The sequence below is a fragment of the Microbacterium sp. K36 genome, assembly GCF_004794355.1.
Lineage (GTDB): Bacteria > Actinomycetota > Actinomycetes > Actinomycetales > Microbacteriaceae > Microbacterium > Microbacterium paraoxydans_D.
In genome coordinates, this window is sequence record NZ_SSDN01000086.1 from 39,385 (window position 1) to 60,214 (window position 20,830).

A 20,830-nucleotide genomic window follows, 5' to 3' on the forward strand; every position below is an offset into this window, starting at 1 on the left:
CTTGACGATGTCGCCGCCCGGCGCTCCTGGTGGAGTGACGGGTATGGCAGATTCTCGCGCTCTTCGGCGCTTTCCCGAGTGGATGACCTCCCGTGGCGGAGCGTGGATCACGCTCGGAGCGGTCCTCCTGATCATGATGACTCTCTTCGGCCTGTTCGGGTCGGCGAAGGCACCCGCCGGCAACGAGCAGGCCCCCGCGGGGTCGGAGTCGGCGCACACGAGCGACCTGCTGGCCGAGTTCCCGAACGCGGATCGGCAGTCCGTGATCGTGGTCGCGTCACGCGACGACGGCGCGACGCTCTCGGCAGAGGACGTCACCGCCCTCGAAGGTCTCCTCCCGGTGCTCGACGCGCACGCGGACGCGGATCCGACCGGGCCTCTCGTGAGCGAGGACGAGAAGGCCGCGGTTCTCGTGACGCCGATCGCGGTCGGCCAGACGAGCACCGACACCGCCTCGGTGATCGCGGCGCTCCGCGCCGACATCGACGAGCACGCACCGGACGGGATGACGCTACTCGTGACCGGCGGTCCGGCGTTCGGCGCCGATATCGCCGCCTCCTTCGAAGGCGCCGACTTCACCCTGCTCCTCGTGACCGTCCTGATCGTCGCCGTGCTCCTCATCGTCACGTACCGGTCACCGGTGCTGTGGCTGCTGCCGCTCGCCGCCGTCGGCCTGGCCGACGGACTCGCCGGGCGACTGACCGCGGCTGCCGGTTCCGCGTGGGACCTGCAGTTCGATGCCGGGATCATCAGCGTCCTCGTCTTCGGCGCCGGGACCAACTACGCCCTGCTCCTGATCTCGAGATATCGGGAGGAGCTCACCACCACGACGAACCACCGCCGCGCGCTCAGCACGGCCTGGCGCCGGACCGCTCCGGCGATCCTCGCCTCGAACCTCACGGTCGTCCTCGCCCTCCTGACACTCGCCCTGGCGGTGATCCCCGGCACGCACGGACTCGGCGTCTCGTCCGCCATCGGGCTGTTGGTCGCCCTGGCGTCCGCCCTCTTCCTGCTGCCTCCGCTGCTGGCGGTGTGCGGACGGAAGGTGTTCTGGCCGTTCGTCCCTCGTCCCGGAGCTGCCGCACGACGCGACGGGGTGTGGCGGACGATCGCGACGCGCGTCGTGAGCCGGCCGGTCGTGAGCCTCCTCGGGGGTGCGGCCCTGCTGGCCGTGATGACGGTCGGCCTCGTCGGGACGACCGTCGGACTCGACCAGGTCGACAAGTTCCGGGTCCCGTCCGAGTCCGCGACGGGCCTCGAGGTGCTCTCGAACCACTTCCCGGCAGGAGAGGCGCAGCCGATCCTGATCGTCACGGACAGCGGCGAAGCCGAAGCCGTCCTCACCGCGGCGCGCGACGTGGAGGGCATCGTCCGCGCCACTCCGGTCGGGACGACGGACGATGAGAAGCTCACGAAGATCCTGGTGACCAGCGAGTATGCGCCCAGTACCGACGAGAGCCTGGCTCAGATCACGGATCTCCGGGACGCCGTGCACGATGTGCCCCGGGCGGGGGCTGTCGTCGGCGGCGCGGTGGCGACGGATCTCGACGCCCGTGCCGGGAACCTCGCGGACCTCGGCGTCGTGGTGCCGCTGGTGCTGGCGGTGAGCTTCCTGGTGCTGGCGTTCCTGCTGCGGTCGTTGGTCGCGCCGCTGCTACTGCTCGCCGTCAACGTGGCGAGTGCCGTGGGCGCCATCGGCGCCGGGGCCTGGCTCAGTCGCGTGCTGTTCGGGCAGCATGCGCTCGATCTCCCGGTACCGCTGCTGGCCTTCCTGTTCCTGGTCGCCCTCGGCATCGACTACACGATCTTCCTCGTCCACCGCGCCCGGAACGAAGCGGCGCTGCGGGGTACCCGGGACGGCATGGTGGAAGCGGTCGCCCACACCGGCGGCGTCATCACGAGCGCGGGGATCGTCCTCGCCGCCGTGTTCGCGGCGCTCGGCGTCCTGCCACTGGTCACCCTCGGGCAGCTCGGGCTGATCGTCGGGGTCGGCGTGATCATCGACACCCTGGTGGTCAGGACCGTGATCGTCCCTGCGCTGTTCGCCCTCGTCGGCGACCGCATCTGGTGGCCGGGGCGACCGGCCTCCGGACACAACGCTGACGCCGGCTGATTCGTCGGGGCCGCTGCGTCGCTCACGCCACCGGACGGTACCGCTGCGCGACGGCGCCGGAGCGGAACTCCCGCCGCTCCACGAGCTCGAGCCGAAGACGCTCGTGCACGCCGTCGAGCAGCCGGGGACCATGCCCCGCGACGACCGGGTGGACCACGAACAGGTACTCGTCGATCAGTCCGAGGTCCGCGAGCGCAGCGGGCAGAGCCACTCCGCCGACCGACAGGCCCTCCCCCGGCTGATCCTTCAGCCTCCGCACCGCCTCCGGGAGGTCGCCGCGCACGAGGTCCGCGTTCCAGTCGACGGCATCGAGCGTCGCCGACACCACGTGCTTCGGCAGGCGATCGATGGTCTCGGCGAACGGCGTCTCCCATTCCTCCATCCAGCCCGGCCAGACCCCGGATTCCGGACGCCGCCACGCGGCCCGCATCATGTCGTACGTCACCCGGCCGTAGAGCAGAGCGTCGGCGCGCTGCAGCTCCGCGGTCCAGAAGCGCATCGACTCCTCGTCGGGCGGGAGTCCCGCTTCGTGATGGCAGCAGCCGTCGAGCGTCACGTTGATCGCGTACCGCAGCGGCCTCATCGGAGCTCTCCGACCGGGACCGGCACCGTCAGCACGTTGCCGGGTGGCGCTAGCGGGCACGCCCACGCCGGGTCGTAGGCGCAGGACGGGTTGTACGCGAAGTTGAAGTCGAGCACGAGCGTGCCGCGGCGCGGGTCGGCCCCGAGGTCGGCACCCTTGATCGTGTCGATGAGATACCGTCCGCCGCCGTACGTCCCCCCGCTCTTCCCGGCGGAGGCATCGCGCACCGGCACGAATAGGCCGCCACCGTAGGAGGCGAGCCGCCACACGTCGAGAGACCCGATGTCAGGGATCTCCACGACGCCGACGCGCTCGAACGGCACGATGCCGTCCGTCCCCGTCGCGAACTCGAACGTGGCCGGCTCCGTGTCGCGGATCGGGAGCTCGAACCGCCAGGCCGGGTCGTACGAGGCGATCGGCAGCCCCTCGAACAGCGCCCGGTCCTGTGGGAGGAGAGGCGTCGCCGGGTGCCGCAGCAGCAGCTCGTCGCGCTCGATCCGCCACAGCTCGTGCGCCTCCTCCGGGGAGTCGGCCCGTCGCACAGCTTCGTACAGGGCGAACACCCGCCGCCGCCAGTCGACGACCTCGACGGCCGTCTGCGCATTCGTCATGCGCCCACGGTACGCCGGACGACGGACGCTCGGAACGGCCTCAGTCCCCCGACACCCGACGCTGGCGCCGTGCGGCAAGGCCCACCGCGGCGAGCGCGACGCCGCCCGTGATGACCACCCCGAAGGTCGCACCCAGCGCGACGTCGTGCACATAGTGCACGCCCTGCATCACGCGGCCCACGGCGACGAGCCCCGCGAGGGCGAGCGCCGCCCACACCATCCACACCCGGCCCACCGCGACGGCGATCACGACGAGCGCGCCGAACGCGAGGGTCGCGTGGTTCGAGGGGAGCGACCAGTCGCCCGCCGGCGGGCATTCCCCGACGCTCGGCCACCGCAGGCAGGGACGCGGCTGTGCGAACAGGAGTTTCGCGCCCTCGCTCGCGACGTAGGCGACCACGACGCCGAACGCTGCGGCCGCGACCGGGAGACGACGGTCCGGCCGTCGGAACCAGGCGAAGAGGATGGCGGCCGCCGTCGCGGCGGCGAGCGCGACCAGCGCCACCTCGGAGACGAGCTCGACGCGCGGGAGCCCCGCGCCGAGGCCCGCCAGCCACCGGGTGCCGACGACGCTCAGGCTCCCGGGCATCGGGAGCAGGAGCAGCACGGCGGCGAGCCCGAGGGCGATGACGAGCGGGAGGAGGGCGCGACGGGACAGGGGCGTGGACGGCATGCTCTCGACGCTAGGCCGGACCGCTGCGCCGGGACATCGGCCGCCGGACGGAGAGCCGTCCGCCTCGGGGTGTATTCCGCGCCGCCCTACCGCGGCGCGATCATCTCCGCGTAGCCGTCCTCGTAGGTCGGGTAGTCGAGCCTGCCGAGGACCGCATGCACCAGCGAGCCGTCGTAGACGAAGCCGCTCGCCGCACCGCCGTCGTCCGGAGGCACGGGCACGCCGAGACGGTCGGAGAGGAAGGTCACGACGTCTCCCAGCGGCGCGGGGGTCTGGTCGACGGCGTGCACGAGCGCCGGGGGCTCCGGCATCCGCAGCAGGAGGTCGAGAATGCGTACGAGGTCGGTCTCGTGGATGCGGTTCGTGCGGCGGCGGTGCGTGACGGGAGCCCCCTCCCTGACCTTCCGGAGGAGGAACTCGCGCCCGGGACCGTAGATGCCCGCGGGGCGCACGACCACCGCGTCGAAGAGCTCGACGGCCGCCTTCTCGCCGTCCCGCAGACCGCGGCCCCGGTCGGTGGTGGGCGCCGGCTCGACCCGCTCGGTCACAGGCTCGGCGCTCCCGGCGCCGTCGAACACCCCGGTGGACGAGACGAAGACCGTCCGCGCCGGCCGGGCCGGCAGCGCCGCCGCGAGGTGCGCGAGCGCCGTGCGATACGACGATACGTCGGGCCCGGGTGGCAGCGTCACCACGGCGGCGTCGACCTCGGGCAGCGGCCCGGTGAGCGGAACGGTCAGGTCGGCCGAGATCGCTTCGACACCGTCCGGCACGGGTCCGTCACTGCGGCGGACGGCCAGGACCTCACCACCGTCCGCGAGGAGCAGCGGAGCGAGCCGGGTGCCGAGCTTCCCGAAGCCGACCAGGAGGGTGCGGCGCGGCGGAGGCGGAGTGATCATCCCTCCCACCCTCGCACATTGCCGCCGAGCGACGGACGTAGGCTTGATCGGTGACGGAATCGCAGGGACGGGTATGGACGGGGGTCCTGCGCGTCGGTCCGCACCGCGGGGATCACCGGGTCGCCCTGCGCGCCGCCGTCAGTGTCGCCGTCCCGCTCCTCGTGCTGTGGGCCGTCGGCCGACTCGACCTCAGCATCTATGCGAGCTTCGGTGCCTTCGCCGCGCTCTACGGCCGGCACGACGTCTTCCGCGACCGGATCCGCATGCAGGCCAGTGCCGGCGGGGTGCTGCTCGGCGCGATGCTGATCGGCACGGCCCTGTCGGTCCTCGCTGCACCCGCCGTGCTGAGCATCGTCGTCGTCGCACTCGTCGCCGCGGCCGTGACGCTGCTCGCCTACGTCCTGCAGTGGCACCCGCCCGGTCCGCTGTTCACGGTCTTCGCGACCGGGGCCTGCGCGACCATCCCCGCCACCGGCGCCTCCTTCGGCGCGGTCCTGCTCGTCGGCGGGGCGAGCGTGCTCTTCGGCCTCGCCCTCACCGCCCTCGTCGCCGTCGTCACCCGGACCACGGCGGAGGCGGCACCGAAGGCACGCCCGTCCGTCGGGCCGGTCGCGGCCGAGATGGCCGCCTCGGTCGCCGCCGCGATCGTCGGAGCGGGCGTGGTCGGCCTGCTCCTCGGCGGCACCCACTGGTACTGGGCGGCGGTCGGGGCGGTGGCGGCGGTCAGCGGCGCGCAGCTCAACGCCCGCGTGATCCGCGGCATCCAGCGCCTCGTCGGCACGCTGCTCGGCGTGCTGGTCGCCGCCGGGATCCTCGCCCTCGACATGCCGCCGCTCGCCGTGATCGCCGTCGTCGTGGTCCTGCAGGGGACGGCCGAGCTGTTCATCGGCCGCAACTACGGCATCGCGATGGTGTTCGTCACCCCGCTCGCCCTCCTGATGGTGCACCTGGCCGCCCCCACCCCGGTCGCCGACCTGCTGACCGACCGCGTGCTGGAGACGATCATCGGCGTCGTGGTCGGGACGGTCGTGGCCGTCACGTCCGCGGCACTGCGCCGACGGAGCCGACGCCGCCGATGACCGACACGACGAAGCGCCGCACCCCGGGAGGGATGCGGCGCTCCGAAGGGTGTGCTCCTACTCGGCGTCCGCCGCGATCTTCCGCGCATCGTCGGCGTTGAGCACCCGGAACAGCAGCGCCGCGATGATGGCACCGACCGCGGGAGCCACGATGTACAGCCAGAGCGAGCCCCACGCGAAGTGCCCGCTGACCGAGAGGCCGAGGGCCACCGCCGGGTTGAATCCGCCGCCCGAGATGGAGCCGACCGTCGCCGCACCGACGAAGACGGTCGCACCGATCGCGAGTCCGTAGAACGAGTTGCCCGCCGTGTCCTTCGAGGTGGCGGAGTTCAGCACGACCCAGACGAGGATCAGCGTGAACAGCGCCTCGACGAGGAAAGCCGGGCCGACCTCGATGACCATCGCCTTCTCGCCGGCCGGCCAGACGGCGAGGGCTACCAGGGCCGCGAGCGCCCCGCCGGCGAACTGCGCGACGAGGTAGGAGACGAAGTCGGCGACGCTGAGCCCGCCGCGCAGGAACACGCCCAGCGAGACCGCCGGGTTGAGGTGGGCGCCCGAGATGTGGCCCGTGGAGTACACGAGCACCATCAGTGTGAATCCGATCGCGAGCGGGGTCAGCGGGCTTCCGCTGTTCACCGCGGCGATGATCGCGAGGACGAAGAGGAACGTGGCGACCGCTTCCGCGAGCGCCTTGCGAGGCGTACCGATCATGATGGTGTCCTTCTGTGGGATCGCAGGCGGCCCCCCGTCTCCCCGGAACGGCCCGGGCGACGACCCGCCTTGCGGCACCGAGGATAGCGCGCCGTGCTCTCCCGCTGGCTCATTGGCGGCGGAACTGTCAAGCCCGTCGCCCGCCGGGGTTCCGGACCCTACCGTGCAAGGATGACCGTCCAGACCGAGCCGCGCGCCGAGACACCCACCCGGCTGCGCCGCGCCATCACCGGCCCCCTGTTGTTCGCGTTCATCCTCGGCGACGTCCTCGGGGCCGGGATCTACGCGCTGATGGGCGTGCTCTCGGAGGACGTGGGCGGCCTGCTCTGGGCACCGCTCGTCCTCGCGCTCCTCCTCGCCATGCTCACCGCAGGGTCGTATGCCGAGCTGGTCACCAAGTACCCGCGCGCCGGCGGCGCCGCGGTGTTCGCCGAGCGGGCGTTCCACAGCCCGCTGGTGTCCTTCCTCGTCGGCTTCAGCATGCTCGCGGCCGGTGTGACGAGTGCGGCCGGGCTGGCCATCGCCTTCGCCGGCGACTACCTCAGCACCTTCATCGACCTGCCGACCATCCCGGTCGCGATCGTCTTCCTCGCGATCGTGGGCCTGCTCAACGCCCGCGGCATCCGCGAGTCCATGGGCGCGAACCTCGTAATGACGGCGATCGAGCTCAGCGGCCTCGTGATCGTGATCGTCGTCGTGGCGGTGTTCGTCGGCGGCGGGGGCGGCGACCTGTCCCGGGCGACGCAGGTGCCCGAGGGGGCGAACGTCGCGTTGGCGGTCCTCTCCGGCGCGGTGATCGCGTACTACTCGTTCGTCGGCTTCGAGACCTCGGCCAACATGATCGAAGAGGTCAAGGACCCGCGGCGCACCTACCCGCGCGCGTTGTTCGGTGCGCTCCTCACCGCCGGTGTCGTGTACGTGCTCGTCGGCATCGCCAGCGCCGTCGCCCTGCCGGCCTCCGAGCTGCAGGAGTCCAGCGGTCCGCTGCTCGCGGTCGTCGAGGCCACCGGGGTCAGCGTCCCGTCCTGGCTGTTCAGCCTCATCGCGCTCATCGCCGTCGCCAACGGGGCCCTGCTGACGATGATCATGGTCAGCCGCCTCACCTACGGCATGGCGGAGCAGAACCTCCTGCCGTCCGCGCTCGGGCGCGTCCTGCCGAAGCGGAAGACCCCCTGGGTCGCGATCCTCACCACGACGCTCGTGGCGATGGGCCTCACGCTGGTCGGAGACCTCGCGACCCTCGCCGAGACCGTCGTGCTGCTGCTGCTCGTCGTCTTCCTCAGCGTCAACATCTCGGTGCTGGTGCTGCGCCGCGACAAGGTCGAGCACGACCACTTCCGCGTGTGGACGTTCGTCCCGGTACTCGGCATCGCGTCCTGCATCCTGCTGCTCACCCAGCAGCGCCCGCAGGTGTGGCTGTTCGGCGCCATCCTCCTCGCCGTCGGGGGCGTCCTCTATGCTCTCGCCCGATGGACCCGCAACCGTTCCCAGACCACCGACACGAAGGAGAGCCATGAGCACGCCTGACGACACCGCCGACGAGACGTTCGAGGAGAACCGTCACGACCAGCTGACCTCGGCCCCCGACGCCACGGAGGCCGACGCCGCGCCGCGCGTGGACGTCTCGGAGCACGACGGCAACACCCGCATCGACATCCGGGACGACGCCGAGGTGCGTCCGGGGCCCGGGCCTGGAATGCCCGAGGCCGACGGCGAGGACTGACCCCGTACACGCACGAGCGCCCGCTCTCCTCCCCGGAAGCGGGCGCTCGCACGTGCAGGGCGGTCAGAACAGCGTGTAGCCGCCGTCGACCACCAGGACGGTGCCGGACATGAAGCTCGCGGCATCCGACGCGAGGAAGACCACCGACGGGCCGACCTCGCTCGGCGTGGCGTAGCGCTGCTGCGCGGAGTCCTCGATCCAGAACCGTCGGAAGCGCGGCTCGTCCACCGGCGACATGTCGGTCTTGATGTAGCCGGGCGCCACGGCGTTCACGCGCACCCCCGCCGGCGCCCACTCGGCCGCCAGCGACTTGGTGAGGTGGTGCACCGCGGCCTTGGAGGCGTTGTAGGCGGGCTGCATCTGCGGGCGGTTGACGATCTGGGCCGAGATGGAGCCGACGTTCACGATCGATCCGGAGCCGCGCGCCACCATGTGCGCACCGACCGTCTGCGACAGTCGCCACAAGGCGGTGAGGTTCGTGTCGATGACGTGCGCCCACTCGTCGTCCGTCACCTCGAGCGCCGGGCGGTGGATGCAGGCGCCCGCGTTGTTGATGAGGATGTCGAGACGTCCGCCCACGGCCTCGATCGCCTCCGCCGCGATGCGGTCAACGGAGGGACGCTCGGTGAGGTCGCCGAGCACGACCCAGGCCCGCCGCCCGACGGCCTCGATCTCGGCCGCGGTCTCCTGCGCTGCGGCCTCGTCCCGACCGTGGACGACCACGTCGGCGCCGGCCTCGGCGAGGGCACGGGCGAACTCGCGGCCGAGACCGCGGGTGGCGCCGGTGACCAGCGCGGTCTTGCCGGTGAGGGCGAATGCATCCATGACGCTCATGCGTCGTCTCCTTCGTTCAGGGTGATGAGGGCGTCGGCCCGATGCCGGGTCGCGCGGATGAGGACGGCGTTGGGGCCGTCGACGTCGGTCGCCCAGGCGACGGCGTCGGCATGGGACCTCCCGTACGCCTCGTGGCGGGCGACGAGACGACGCAGCCGCAGGTCTTCGGGCACGTCGAGGTACCAGGTCTCGTCGAGCAGGGGGCGCACGTGCTCCCACCCGTCGGCGTCGTGCAGCAGGTAGTTGCCCTCCACCACGATCACGCGGTCCCGGGCGGAGAGCGGCAGCACCTCGGCGACCGCGGCGTCGATGTCGCGGTCGAACCGTGGGGCGCGGACGTCCTCCCCCGCGCGGAGGCGGCCGAGGAGGGCCGCGAAACCGGCGACGTCGAACGTCTCCGGTGCCCCTTTGCGGTCGCGGAGTCCGCGGCGATCGAGGTCGTCGTTGGCGAGGTGGAACCCGTCCATCGGGAGGACTGGCATCCCGAGCCGCTCGGCGAGGGTGGACTTGCCGGCCCCGGGCGGCCCGACGACGCCCAGCAGGAACGGCCGCCCGTCGCGGGACAGTTCCCGCACCCGGGTCAGGGCATCGGCGGTGGTGAGTGCGTGCATCAGGGGTCCTCGGCGGTGGTCGGCACGGATCGGGGGAACGGGCGGGTGCCCGCTCCCCCGGTCGGTGTCACTGGTCGAGCAGTCCGGCGTCCTTGTACAGGTCGATGTACTCCTGGACGCCGTCCTTCGTGATGAGCGGGTTGCCGATGTCGACGTTCACCTCGTCCTCCGCGCCCGTCAGGAGATCGTGCACGGCCTTGAGGTTGAGCTCCGCCAGCTCGCGGGCGTTCTGCAGGGAGGTGGCGGTCATGGTGCCCGCCTCGATCAGCAGCACGGCCTCGGGGGTGCCGTCGACGCCGTAGGCGAGGATGCCGTCGAAGCCGCCCTTGCCCTTCACCGCCTCCAGCGCACCGGAGGCCATGTTGTCGTTCATCGAGATGATCGCGTCGATGTCGGAGTTGGCCAGCGACCAGTCCTCCATGAGGGTCATCGCCTCGTCCTTGTTCCAGTTCGCGATGTCCTCGGCGACGATGGTCACATCGGGACGCTCGGCGAAGAACTCCTTCTCCCAGGCGTCGCGGCGGGCCGTGCTGTGGAAGTTGCCGGCCGGGCCGTTCAGCACCACGACGTTGGCCCCGTCCGGGATCTGCTCCACCGCGAGCTCGGCGACGACCGCGCCCTGCTTGTAGGGGTCGGCGTCGACCGAGTCGCCACCGGTCAGGCCCTCGACGCGCGGGTTGGTCGTGATGGTCACGATGCCCGCGTCGATGGCCTGCTGGATGTACGGCAGCTGCGCGTCGGCGTTGTTCGCCTGGACGATGATCGCGTCGAACTTGTTCGCGATCGCGTTCTCGATCATCTTGTTCTCGATCTCGTCGTCGGCCTGGCCGTCGAAGACCTCGAGGGTGATGTCGTCGTACTCGCCGGCGGCCGTCTTCATCTCGTTCGCGAGCCAGGCGGCGAACGAGTCGGCCTGCGCACGGGCGATGTACGCGACGCGGTACTCGTCCTTGTCCTCGGAGCCACCGCCTCCGCCGTTCCCGGTCGGGTTCCCGGTGGTGACGGCGCAGCCGGCGAGGCTGATCGCCGCGGCGGCAGCGGCGCCGAACGCGATGATCCTGCGGGTAAGACTCTTCATTGTCTTCTCCTGTTTCTCTGGGTGGGGTGAAGCGGTCGGGTGGGCGCGGTCAGGACGACGTCCTGCCGCCTCCCGGGTCGGATGAGGATGAGGATGCGGAGGCTCCGACGGGGAAGGGATCGCCCTTCGCGTCGGACTTGAGGATCGTGGTCTTGGCCTTGCCGCGCTTGCTGAACACGTCGTAGGCGACGGCGACGACGATGATCGCGCCCATCACGATCTGCTGGATGTACGAGCCGATCCCGATGAGGTTCATGATGTTGCCGAGGATGCCGACGATGAGCGCACCGGCGAGGGTGCCCATCACGGTGCCGACGCCGCCGGAGAAGCTCGTGCCGCCGATGATCGGGGCGGTGATGGCCTGCAGCTCGTAGCCGACGCCCGCATTGGGGAGACCGGCGTTGACGCGGGACATGAAGATGACACCGGCGATGCCGACGAGCGCGCCGTTCACGAGGAACGCCTGGTACTTCACGCGCTCCACGGAGATGCCGGCGGCGCGCGCCGCCTCCTCGTTGCCGCCCACCGCATAGACCGAGCGGCCGTACCTGGTCTGGTTCATGAGATACCAGATCACGATCGTCACGCCGATCAGCACGAGCACCGGGATCGGCAGCCAGCCGAGGTTGCCCTGGCCGATGAGGATGAAGTCGCCCAGCTGGAGGACGTTCTGCCCCTGGGTCAGCTCCAGCACCGCGCCGCGGGCCATCAGCATCATGCCGAGCGTCACGATGAACGCGGGGGTCTTCAACGTCGCGACGAGGAAGGCGTTGACGAGGTTGCAGAGCATGCCGATGAGGATGCCGGCGAGGATCGCGAGCAGCAGGTTGCCCGTCGACTTGTAGACCAGCACCGACACGACACCCGCGAACGCCATGACGGCGCCGGCGGACAGGTCGATCATGCCGCCGATGATCAGCGTCATCGCCCCGAAGGCGAGGATCGTGATCACCGCGACCTGGCGCAGCACGTTGAAGATATTGTCCGAACTCAGGAAGTTCGGGCTCAGGAAGCTCGCCGCGACGATCACCACCAGCAGGATGATGTAGATCGAGAAGCGGTTCACCTCGAGTCTCTTCAGTGTCTGGAGCATTGTCATGCCACCTCGATTTCATTCATGGCGTAGGTGAGGATGGTTTCCTGCGAGAACTGATCGGGCGTCAGCTCCGCGGTGAGGCGTCCGGCCGACATCACGTAGATGCGGTCGCACATGCCGATGAGCTCGGGGAGCTCGGACGAGATCATGAGGATGCCGCGCCCCTGGCGGGCGAGTTCGGTCATGATCTTGTAGATCTCGAACTTCGCGCCCACGTCGATGCCGCGCGTGGGCTCGTCGAGGAGGAGCACCTTCGGATCGGCGATCAGCCAGCGGGCCAGGAGCACCTTCTGCTGGTTGCCACCGCTGAGGTTGGCGATGCGCGTCTGCAGGCTCGGCGCCTTGACGTTCATCTTCCGGAAGTACTCGGTGACGAGCTCCTCCTCCTCCCGTCGCCGGGCGAAGCCGCCGTGGATCACCTTGCGGAGGCTGGCGAGGGTGGCGTTCTTCATGATGCTCAGCTGCGGGACGATCCCGACCAGGCGGCGGTCCTCGGACAGCATCGCGACGCCCGCCTTGATCGCCTGGGTCGGGTTCTTGATCTTCACGGTCTGCGTGTCGACCTCGATCTCGCCCGCGTCCAGCTTGTCGAGGCCGAACACGGCGCGGATGACCTCGCTGCGCCCGGCGCCGATGAGCCCGGCAAGCCCGACGATCTCGCCGGCGCGGATGTGCAGGTCGATGTCCTCGAACATGTGCTCGGCGGACAGCCCGGTGGCCCGGAAGACCGTGTCGCCGATCTCGACGTGCTCCTTCGGGTAGGACTGGTGGTCGAGGTCACGGCCCACCATCTGCGCGATCACCTGGCTCGACGTGATCTCGGAGGCAGGCTGCGAGCTCACCACCGTGCCGTCCCGCAGCACGCTGATGTCGTCGGCCAGCTCGAAGACCTCGTCCATCTTGTGCGAGATGTAGATGATCGACTTGCCCTGGGCGCGCAGGTCGCGGATCTTCGCGAACAGCGACTCGACCTCCTTGTGCGCGATCGCCGAGGTCGGCTCGTCCATGATCAGCACGTCCGCGCTGTGGTACACGGCGCGGAGGATCTCGAGCGTCTGGATCTCCGACACGGTGAGGGTGCCGAGGCGGCGGTTGATGGAGAAGTCGAGCCCCTCCTCGGCGAGGATGCGCCGGGCCTCGCTGCGGATGAACCGCCAGTCGACCTTGCCGAACTTCATCGGCAGTCGGCCCAGGAAGAAGCTCTCGGCGATGGTCATGCCGGGCACGTAGTTGAGCTCCTGCGAGATCATCGCGATGCCGCGAGCGCGGGCGTCGATGGGGTTCTTGATCCGCACCTCCTCGCCGCGCACCCGGATGGTCCCGGCGTCGGGCTGGTAGATGCCGTTGATGATCTTCATCAGCGTCGACTTGCCGGCGCCGTTCTCTCCGCACAGGGCGTGGACGGTGCCGGGACGCACGTCGAACGAGACGTCGTCCAGGGCCTTCACCCCGGGGAACGACTTCGAGACGCCCTCGACGGACAGCAGGGCCTCGGTCATGACGCCGCCTTTACGGCGGGCTCGTCGACGCGCCGGACGCGGGGCAGGACGATGCGCTTGAGGGAGTCGATCGATCCCTCGCCCGACAGTGCCTCCTCCACCTGCTCGATGCCGTACACGTGGGTCACGAGCGAGTCGAGCTCCACCTGACCGGATTCGAGGAGCGCGCGGGCGATGGGCCACGTGCCGGTGTACCGGAAGATGCCGGTGACGTTGAGCTCGCGCATGGCGACCTCGGGCACCGACAGCGGGAACTCGTCGGCGCTGCCCACGAGCACGACCGTGCCGCCGGCCCGGGTGGAGCGGATGCCGTTGACGATGGCCGGCGTCGCGCCGGAGGCGTCGATGAACACGTTCGCATCCAGCTCCACCGTGGAGTCGGCGGCCGGATCGATCGTGCGCGCGCCGTACGACGCGGCGAGCTCGCGGCGGGCGGGGTTGATGTCGGCGATCACGACGTCGACCGCACCGAACGCCTTCGCGACCTGCGCCGTGATGATGCCGATGGGACCGCCTCCGGCGATCAGCACGGTGTCGCCGACCTTGATGCCGCCCTTCTGCGCGGCCGCGATCCCGACCGACAGCGGCTCCATGAGGGCGGCGGCGTGATCGCTGATCGAATCGGGGACGTCGTAGGCGAAGTCGTCCTGGATGAGCACATAGTCGCAGAACGCGCCGTCCACGGGCGGGGTGGCGTAGAAGGCCATCTGCGGGCAGAGGTTGTAGTCGCCCGCCCGGCAGAAGTCGCAGCGACGGCAGGGCCGCTGCGGCTCGATGGCGACGCGCCGGCCGATCCGCGCCGGGTCGACGTCCGCACCCACCGCGACGATGCGTCCGCTCACCTCGTGGCCGAGGATGAGCGGGCTGTCGACGACGTACGGGCCGATGCGGCCGTGCTCGTAGTAGTGCACGTCGGAGCCGCAGACGCCGACGCTGGCGACCTCGATCAGCACCTCATCGGCCGCGGGGACCGGGACGGGGCGCTCCTCGAGCGCCAGGTCCTTCACCCCCCGCAGCACGCTGGCGGTCATGGTGGTGGGGATCTCCGTCATGGGTGTCCTCTCTCTCCTGTGGAAGCGGGCATGCGTCCGCCTAGAACCGTCGGCCGTCGGCCTGGAGCTCGGCGAGCTCGAGGTAGCGGTCCGCGATGTCGGTGCGATCGGCGGCGGGGGCGGTGACGGAGGTGACCTCCGGCCGCCACTCCGCGGTCACGGCGGCGACCGTGGTCCCGCGCCACACCGCCGCGGCCTGCACGGCGGCGCCGCGGGCGGTGCCCTCGGGCGCGTCGACGGTGTGCACCGGGCGACCCGTGAGGTCGGCGATCACCTGCCGGTAGGCGAGCGACCGCGCGCCGCCGCCGATGGCGATGGTGTTCCCCGTCACCGGGATGCCGAGGTCGGCGAGGGCCCGCTCGCCGCGGACCAGGCCGAGCACGACGCCCTCGAAGGCGGCCAGGGCGAGCTGCTCACGGCTGGTCGCGGTGGTGAGTCCGGCGAGCATGCCCCGCGCGGCGGGGAGCCGCGGCGAGCGCTCCCCGTCGAGGTAGGCGGCGAGCACGGGACGATCGGGGTCGAGCGGCGCGTCGAGGGCGAGGGCCGTCAGCGTGGCATGGTCGACGGCGAGCAGCCGCGCCATGGTGTCGGTGACCTTGGTGGCGTTGAGCGTGCAGACGAGCGGCAGGTACCCGCCGGTGACGTTGGCGACGCCGTCGACGGCTCCGCGGGGGTCGACGACCGGGTCGGGCGTGGTGGCGAACACGACGCCCGAGGTGCCGAGGCTGTAGGCGATGTCGCCGGCGCCGAGACCGATGCCCTGCGCCGCGAGGTGCTGGTCGCCTCCGCCCGCGCTCACGACGGCCGCAGGATCGATGCCCAGTGCCGCGGCGGCCTCGGGGAGGATCCGTCCGGCGGCCTCGTCGGGTCCGAGCACCTCGGGCAGCAGGGCCGCCCAGTCGCGGGGACCCACGAACTCGTCCAGGATGTCGGTGCGCCACCGCCCTTCGGCTGCCGCGTAGTAGCCGGTGCCCGAGGCATCGGAGCGGTCCGTGACGTGGCGGCCGGTGAGGCGGAAGGTCAGCCAGTCGTGCGGGACGGCGAGGTGGCGGGTGCGGTCCCACGTCTCGGCATCCGTCTCGGCGAGCTGGACGAGCTTGGGCAGGGTGAGCGCCGCTGACGGCACGACGCCGATCTGCTCGGCCCACCACGACGCGGGGCGGGCCTGGACCAGCGCGGCCGCCTGACCGGCGGAGGTCGTGTCGTTCCACAGGCGCGCAGGGCGCAGCACGTCTCCGTCGGCGCCGGAGACGACGAGTCCGTGGCACTGCGCCCCGACACCGACGCCGACGATGCGCACGTCGTGGTCGGCCCGCGCCTCGGCCATCGCGAGGACGAGCGCCTGCCACCACGCCTGCGGGTCCTGCGTGCTCACGGGCGGGTGGGTGACCGGGTGCGGCGCCCGGCCGGTCCCGATGAGAGCTCCGGTCGTGGCGTCCCTGAGCTCGACGGTGCAGGACTGCGTGGAGCTGTCGACTCCGGCGACGACGTCGATCATCGCGCACCTCCGGCGGGAGCGGGGATGACGATACGCGCGGGGTCCGACGGCAGATCCTCGAGGCGTCCGACGGCACCGGCGGGGTGCGTGGTCATGAACTCCGCCCACGTGTAGCCACGGCCGCGCATGAGCACCTCCGCGAGCGCGTCGCCCCAGGCGGACTGGGCGATGGTGATGCCGGTGGCCACGATGCCGCCGATGTCGGCGGAGGGCGATACCGCGACGGCCACGCTGTGGTCGGCGAGCTGTGCGAGCGGGGTCGTGTGGCTCCGGGTGAGCGCGATGACACGGGCACCGCGACCGCGGGTAATGCGGGCGAGCTGCACGACCTCGTCGGAGGCCCCGCCGTTCGAGATGAGCAGGACGATGTCGTCGGCCGTGATCGCTCCGGACGCGCCGTGAAGGCCGTCCATCGGGGAGAACGGCAGTGCGGGAGTGCCGGTGACGGACAGGATGTGCGCCATGCGACGGGCCACGGTGCCGGACGTCCCCGAGCCGCCGACGAAGAGCTTGCCCGTACCAGCGAGGATCAGCGACGCGGCGGTCACGAGGGTGTCGTCGATCGTGTCGATGAGCGCCGTCACGGCATCGGCCTCGGCCCGCAAGCGCTCGCGCGCCACCGCCAGGATGTCGTCATTGACCGTCAACACGTCTCCTTTGATCGCGCGTGAAGATTCACTTCGCTCATCTGTGATGCTTGGATGTACGTTTGAGCATAGAAAAGCGGCCGGAGCCGGAGGAAGGCAGAATCACATATGTCACAATTTCGTGATTTCAGCGCTCAAACGAGCGAGGTGCCGAAGGGCCTGGAACACGAGCGCGCACTGATGGCCGCGGTGGCCAGGGCGCACTATCTGGAGGACCGATCCCGGGTCGAGATCTCCGATGCCCTCGGTATCTCCCGCTTCAAGGTGGCCCGGCTGCTCGCCCGCGCCAAGGAGGAGGGCGTGGTCACGATCGAGATCCACGACTGGGGCCTGCCGGACGTCGAGCTCAGCCAGCGCCTGCAGGACAAACTCGGCCTCGAGAACTGCCTCGTCGTCCGTTCCCATGGCGACGACGACGACGTCCGCCGCCAGATCGGCGCCGCCGCGGCTCGAGCCCTCAGCGACACCCTCCACGAGGACGAGGTGCTGGGCGTCACCTGGGGGCGCACGCTCACGGCCACCGCGAGCCAGTTCGCCCATCTGCCGCGCCTGTCGATCGTGCAGCTCACCGGCGTGGTCGCCGGCGATCTCGCCTCCTCCCCCATCGAGGTCGTCCGACAGACGTCGCGGCGCGCAGGCGGCGCGGTCTACCCCATCTTCTCGCCGCTCATCGTCGGAGATCGCGAGACCGCGGGGAGCCTGCGCAATCACCCCGACATCCGCTCCGCGATGGACCTGTTCCCCTCCGTCACGACAGCCCTGCTCTCGGTCGGCGCCTGGGATCCGCCCGTGTCGCAGGTGCGGGACGTGCTCCCCATCGACGATCTGGCGAATGCCCTGAGGAAGGGATGCGTGGCCGACATCGCAGGGATCCTCATCGGCAGCGACGGCACCCCGGTCGACGAGGAGTTCCAGGACCGCTGCGTGAACATCTCCTACGCCGAGCTGCAGAAGGTGCCCCGCGTCGTCGCGGTGGCGGGTGGCGCCGCCAAAGCCGACGCGATCCGCACGGTCTCCCGGGTGGGCCTCATCACCGAGCTGTTCACCGATCACGCGCTCGCCCAGGCCGTGCTCGCGGAGGACGCGTGATCCAGGTCGCCGGGTCGCTGTGGTCGGTGCCCGCGACCGAACGGCGGGCGACCGCCGAGCGGCTGCGGGCGGCCGGACTGCGCCGCCTGCACTGGGACTCGACCGACGGACGGTTCGCCGCGGCAGGCGGCTTTCGCCCCGAGGAGGCGGCGAGCCTCGCCGCCGAGACCGGACTGACGGCGGAGGCACACGTCATGGCGCGGCGCTCGGCGGTGGAGGTCGACCCGTGGACCGACTTCTGCGACCTCGTGATCGTGCACGTCGAGAGCGACGACTGGGAGGCCGCCGTCGATCGCATCGCGCGTCGCGGCGGCACCCCCGGTCTGGCGGTGTCACCGCAGACGCCGGCGACGAGCGTGCCGGCGGACATGGCGGTGCTCTGCATGTCGATCGTGCCGGGTCAGGCCGGCAGTGCCTTCGACCGCGCCGTCCTCGCCAAGGTCGCCGCCCTGCGGGAATCCTCACCATCGCGTCGCATCGGCGTCGACGGCGGCGTGCGCCGGGCCGACGCCGCAGCCGTCGCGGCGGCGGGGGCGGACTGGGTCGTCGTCGGCACCGATCTTGTCGGCGATGGGACCACGGCCTGGGCCGACGTCCTCTCCTGATCGCGGTCAGGCGGCCGGAGGCAGATCCCGTCCCAGCGTCCGCGCCGCCTGCCGGGCCATGCCCCACGCCACGTACTCGCCGGGCGGCGGCGCGTCGATCGGGATGTCGAGGATCAGCGGCGCGATCGCCCGCACCGCCGCCGACCGGGCACCGCCGCCGATGAGGATCCCGCGCTCCGCCGGCACCCGGAGGTCCCGGATGGCATCGAGGCCGTAGCGCAGACCGCCGAGCACTCCTTCGAACGCGGCGCGGGCGAGGTTCTCCCGCGTCGTCGATCCGAGTGTCATGCCGAAGAGCGTCCCGGTCGCATCCGGGAGGTTCGGCGTGCGCTCGCCCTCGAAGTACGGTTCGAGCACCAGTCCGCCCGCGCCGGGCTCCGCGGCGAGCGCGAGTCGGCCGAGCCCCTCGTGGTCGACGCCGAGAAGGGCCGCGACCACGTCGAGCACCCGGGCGGCGTTCACCGTGGCGACGAGGGGCAGATGGCCGCCGGCCGCATCCGCGAAGCCCGCCACGGTGCCGGTGGGGTCCACCGTGCGGTGCGCACTCGTGGCGAAGACGGTGCCGCTCGTGCCGAGCGAGAGCACCACGTCGCCCACGCCCGCGCCCAGACCGAGTGCGGCGCCGGCGTTGTCCCCGGATCCGGGACCGACCGGACGCCCCCGGGCGTCATCGACGGCTGCATCGTGCGCGAGCACCCGCGGCAGGATCGCATCCTGTCCGAGCGCCGCGCAGAACAGCTCGCGATCGTACCCGGCATCGGTCCAGTACCCGGTCCCCGACGCCTCCGAGCGATCGGTGACGAGCTCCTCCAGCACGGCGCCGCGCTCGCTCCGCGGTCCGAAGCCGCGCAGGCGCCACGTGAGCCAGTCGTGCGGGAGAGCCACCGAGGCCACCCGGCGCGCGTTCGCGGGCTCGTGCTCCCGCAGCCAGCGCACTTTGGTGAGCGTGAACGAGGGCACGGGCACGAGGCCCGTACGCTCGGCGAGAACCGCCGCACCGTGCTCGGCGACGAGCGCGGCGGCGGCGTCGGCGGAGCGCAGGTCATTCCACAGCAGAGCGGGCCGGACAACCCGGCCCTGTGCGTCCAGCGCGACCATGCCGTGCTGCTGACCGCTGATCGCCCAGGCCTGCACGTCGTCGAAGCCGCCTGCGGCCGCGATCGCCGCCTGCAGAGCACGCCACCACTCCTCGGGATCGACCTCGGTCCCCGGCGGGTGGGGCGCGCGACCCTCCCGGATGACCCGGCCGGAGACCGCATCGACGATGACGACCTTGCAGGACTGCGTCGAGGAGTCGATTCCCGCCACGAGTTCCATGGTGCGATCATCCCATGCCCGACCTCACCGCCGTCGCGACGGCCGACCGCGCCCCGGGTCTCCCGCGAGCCCTCCCGCGCTACAGCCAGCCCTTGCGTTTGAAGGCCGCGTAGAGCCCGACCCCCATCGCCACCATGAGCAGCAACGCCATGGGATACCCGAGCACCCAGTGCAGCTCGGGCATGTGGTCGAAGTTCATGCCGTAGACCGTGCCGACCAGCGTCGGGGCGAACAGGATCGCCGCCCAGCCGGAGATCTTCTTCACCTCGTCGTTCTGGCGGATGCTCAGTTCCGTCATCCGGCGCATCTCGTCGTTCTGCCGACGCGCGACGATGGTCGACTCGACCGTGAGAGCGTTGTCGAGCACCGAACGGAAGGTCGTCGCCTTGTCGCTCACGCGCAGCGTGTGGTCGAGGACATCCCGCAGGTACCGCTGGAGCTCCTCGCTCACGCGGTACTTCTCCGACCCGCGCAGCAACGCCTCCAGCATGCCGGCCAGCGGCTGCGTCGCCCGCTGGAAGTCGATCACCTCGCGACCGAGATCGTAGATCCGCTGCGTGGCATCCGCATCTTCCTCGAAGAGCTGACTCTCGATCTCGTCGATGTCGTTCTCGAGGCCGGCCAGGACCGGGGAGTACTCGTCGACCACCTCGTCGAGGATCGCGTAGAGCACCGCCTCGGGGCCGTGGGCGAGCAGAGCGGGATCGGCCTCGAGCCGGCGACGCACGCGGCCGAGGTCCGGCGACTCCGCATGACGGATCGTCACGACGAAGTCCGGCCCGACCAGCACGTGCACTTCACCGAACTCGACCTCCTCGCGCTCGTCGAGGTAGCGGGCGGGCCTGAGGACCATGAACAGGATGTCGCCGTACCGCTCCAGCTTGGCGCGCTGATGCCCGGAGAGCGCGTCCTCCACGACGAGCTCGTGGATGCCGAACTCGTCGGCCACGGCCCTGACCTCCTCGGCGCTCGGCCGGTAGAGGCCGATCCACCCCATGCCCTGTCGCTCCCGGATCCGCTCGAACGTGTCGTTCAGGCTGCCGGGATCCTCGGCGCGCACACCGTCGACGTAGACGGCGTTGTCCACGATCGCCATACGGCCCTCCTGCTCGTCC

21 protein-coding genes are annotated in these 20,830 nt (G+C 71.0%); 6 read left to right on the forward strand and 15 right to left on the reverse strand.

Annotation, left to right across the window (positions count from 1 at the left end):
• Positions 1–43 precede the first annotated feature (43 nt).
• Positions 44–2,113 carry an MMPL family transporter gene (locus DW296_RS11045; protein WP_205807948.1) on the forward strand — a complete coding sequence of 690 codons (2,070 nt, stop codon included), beginning with the start codon at positions 44–46 and terminating at the stop codon, positions 2,111–2,113.
• Positions 2,114–2,135: 22 nt separating this feature from the next.
• On the opposite strand, the gene DW296_RS11050 is transcribed toward DW296_RS11045, so the two are convergent.
• From DW296_RS11050 to DW296_RS11065, 4 genes are all read right to left on the reverse strand, one after another.
• Positions 2,136–2,696, reverse strand: a complete 561-nt coding sequence (locus DW296_RS11050) for a dihydrofolate reductase family protein (protein WP_136052272.1) — start codon at positions 2,694–2,696, stop codon at positions 2,136–2,138.
• Positions 2,693–3,307, reverse strand: a complete 615-nt coding sequence (locus DW296_RS11055) for a DUF1684 domain-containing protein (protein WP_136052273.1) — start codon at positions 3,305–3,307, stop codon at positions 2,693–2,695. The genes DW296_RS11050 and DW296_RS11055 overlap by 4 nt, the downstream gene beginning before the upstream one ends.
• Before the next feature lie 40 nt (positions 3,308–3,347).
• A complete protein-coding gene (locus DW296_RS11060) occupies positions 3,348–3,980 on the reverse strand; it encodes a phosphatase PAP2 family protein (protein ID WP_136052274.1) in 633 nt (210 codons plus the stop codon).
• Positions 3,981–4,066: 86 nt separating this feature from the next.
• Positions 4,067–4,876: a sugar nucleotide-binding protein gene (locus DW296_RS11065; protein WP_136052275.1), complete on the reverse strand. Its 810-nt coding sequence runs from the start codon at positions 4,874–4,876 to the stop codon at positions 4,067–4,069.
• Between the two features lie 50 nt (positions 4,877–4,926).
• Here DW296_RS11065 and DW296_RS11070 point away from each other — a divergent pair, with 50 nt between their 5' ends.
• Complete coding sequence (locus DW296_RS11070; RefSeq protein ID WP_136052276.1) at positions 4,927–5,955, forward strand: FUSC family protein; 1,029 nt, start codon at positions 4,927–4,929, stop codon at positions 5,953–5,955.
• Positions 5,956–6,012: 57 nt separating this feature from the next.
• Here the strand turns inward: DW296_RS11070 and DW296_RS11075 are convergent, their stop codons facing one another.
• Entirely contained in the window at positions 6,013–6,666 is a 654-nt protein-coding gene (locus DW296_RS11075) for an MIP/aquaporin family protein (RefSeq protein ID WP_136052277.1), read from the reverse strand.
• Positions 6,667–6,837: 171 nt separating this feature from the next.
• Between DW296_RS11075 and DW296_RS11080 the strand changes: the two genes are divergently transcribed.
• Together DW296_RS11080 and DW296_RS11085 are read left to right on the forward strand one after the other, a co-directional pair.
• Complete coding sequence (locus tag DW296_RS11080; protein ID WP_136052278.1) at positions 6,838–8,193, forward strand: APC family permease; 1,356 nt, start codon at positions 6,838–6,840, stop codon at positions 8,191–8,193.
• On the forward strand, positions 8,180–8,389 hold the full coding sequence (locus tag DW296_RS11085) for a hypothetical protein (RefSeq protein ID WP_062637928.1): 210 nt from the start codon (positions 8,180–8,182) through the stop codon (positions 8,387–8,389). The genes DW296_RS11080 and DW296_RS11085 overlap by 14 nt, the downstream gene beginning before the upstream one ends.
• Positions 8,390–8,452: 63 nt before the next feature.
• On the opposite strand, the gene DW296_RS11090 is transcribed toward DW296_RS11085, so the two are convergent.
• The 8 genes from DW296_RS11090 to DW296_RS11125 all read right to left on the reverse strand — a co-directional run bounded on the left by DW296_RS11090 (position 8,453) and on the right by DW296_RS11125 (position 16,707).
• Positions 8,453–9,223, reverse strand: a complete 771-nt coding sequence (locus DW296_RS11090; protein ID WP_136052279.1) for an SDR family NAD(P)-dependent oxidoreductase — start codon at positions 9,221–9,223, stop codon at positions 8,453–8,455.
• Positions 9,220–9,834: a nucleoside/nucleotide kinase family protein gene (locus tag DW296_RS11095; protein ID WP_136052280.1), complete on the reverse strand. Its 615-nt coding sequence runs from the start codon at positions 9,832–9,834 to the stop codon at positions 9,220–9,222. The genes DW296_RS11090 and DW296_RS11095 overlap by 4 nt, the downstream gene beginning before the upstream one ends.
• 67 nt (positions 9,835–9,901) lie before the next feature.
• A complete protein-coding gene (locus DW296_RS11100) occupies positions 9,902–10,912 on the reverse strand; it encodes a sugar ABC transporter substrate-binding protein (protein WP_136052281.1) in 1,011 nt (336 codons plus the stop codon).
• A 49-nt stretch (positions 10,913–10,961) separates the two neighbouring features.
• Positions 10,962–12,005, reverse strand: a complete 1,044-nt coding sequence (locus DW296_RS11105) for an ABC transporter permease (protein ID WP_136052282.1) — start codon at positions 12,003–12,005, stop codon at positions 10,962–10,964.
• Positions 12,006–12,007: 2 nt separating this feature from the next.
• Positions 12,008–13,507: a sugar ABC transporter ATP-binding protein gene (locus tag DW296_RS11110; RefSeq protein ID WP_136052283.1), complete on the reverse strand. Its 1,500-nt coding sequence runs from the start codon at positions 13,505–13,507 to the stop codon at positions 12,008–12,010.
• Positions 13,504–14,559 (reverse strand): NAD(P)-dependent alcohol dehydrogenase, encoded by a 1,056-nt coding sequence (locus DW296_RS11115; RefSeq protein WP_136052284.1) that lies wholly within the window; start codon positions 14,557–14,559, stop codon positions 13,504–13,506. Before DW296_RS11115 ends, DW296_RS11110 begins: the two co-directional genes overlap by 4 nt.
• 40 nt (positions 14,560–14,599) lie before the next feature.
• The gene (locus DW296_RS11120) at positions 14,600–16,057 is read right to left on the reverse strand and encodes a xylulokinase (RefSeq protein ID WP_136052285.1); all 1,458 of its coding nucleotides are present in this window, start codon (positions 16,055–16,057) and stop codon (positions 14,600–14,602) included.
• Complete coding sequence (locus tag DW296_RS11125) at positions 16,054–16,707, reverse strand: SIS domain-containing protein (RefSeq protein ID WP_168429023.1); 654 nt, start codon at positions 16,705–16,707, stop codon at positions 16,054–16,056. Before DW296_RS11125 ends, DW296_RS11120 begins: the two co-directional genes overlap by 4 nt.
• A gap of 105 nt (positions 16,708–16,812) precedes the next feature.
• On the opposite strand from DW296_RS11125, the gene DW296_RS11130 reads away from it, so the two are divergent.
• Together DW296_RS11130 and DW296_RS11135 are read left to right on the forward strand one after the other, a co-directional pair.
• A complete protein-coding gene (locus DW296_RS11130; protein ID WP_136052287.1) occupies positions 16,813–17,793 on the forward strand; it encodes a sugar-binding transcriptional regulator in 981 nt (326 codons plus the stop codon).
• Positions 17,790–18,398 carry a hypothetical protein gene (locus DW296_RS11135; protein ID WP_136052288.1) on the forward strand — a complete coding sequence of 203 codons (609 nt, stop codon included), beginning with the start codon at positions 17,790–17,792 and terminating at the stop codon, positions 18,396–18,398. Before DW296_RS11130 ends, DW296_RS11135 begins: the two co-directional genes overlap by 4 nt.
• Positions 18,399–18,404: 6 nt before the next feature.
• On the opposite strand, the gene DW296_RS11140 is transcribed toward DW296_RS11135, so the two are convergent.
• Entirely contained in the window at positions 18,405–19,715 is a 1,311-nt protein-coding gene (locus DW296_RS11140; RefSeq protein ID WP_136052289.1) for an FGGY family carbohydrate kinase, read from the reverse strand.
• Between the two features lie 79 nt (positions 19,716–19,794).
• The gene (gene corA / locus DW296_RS11145) at positions 19,795–20,811 is read right to left on the reverse strand and encodes a magnesium/cobalt transporter CorA (RefSeq protein WP_136052290.1); all 1,017 of its coding nucleotides are present in this window, start codon (positions 20,809–20,811) and stop codon (positions 19,795–19,797) included.
• Positions 20,812–20,830: the final 19 nt, after the last annotated feature.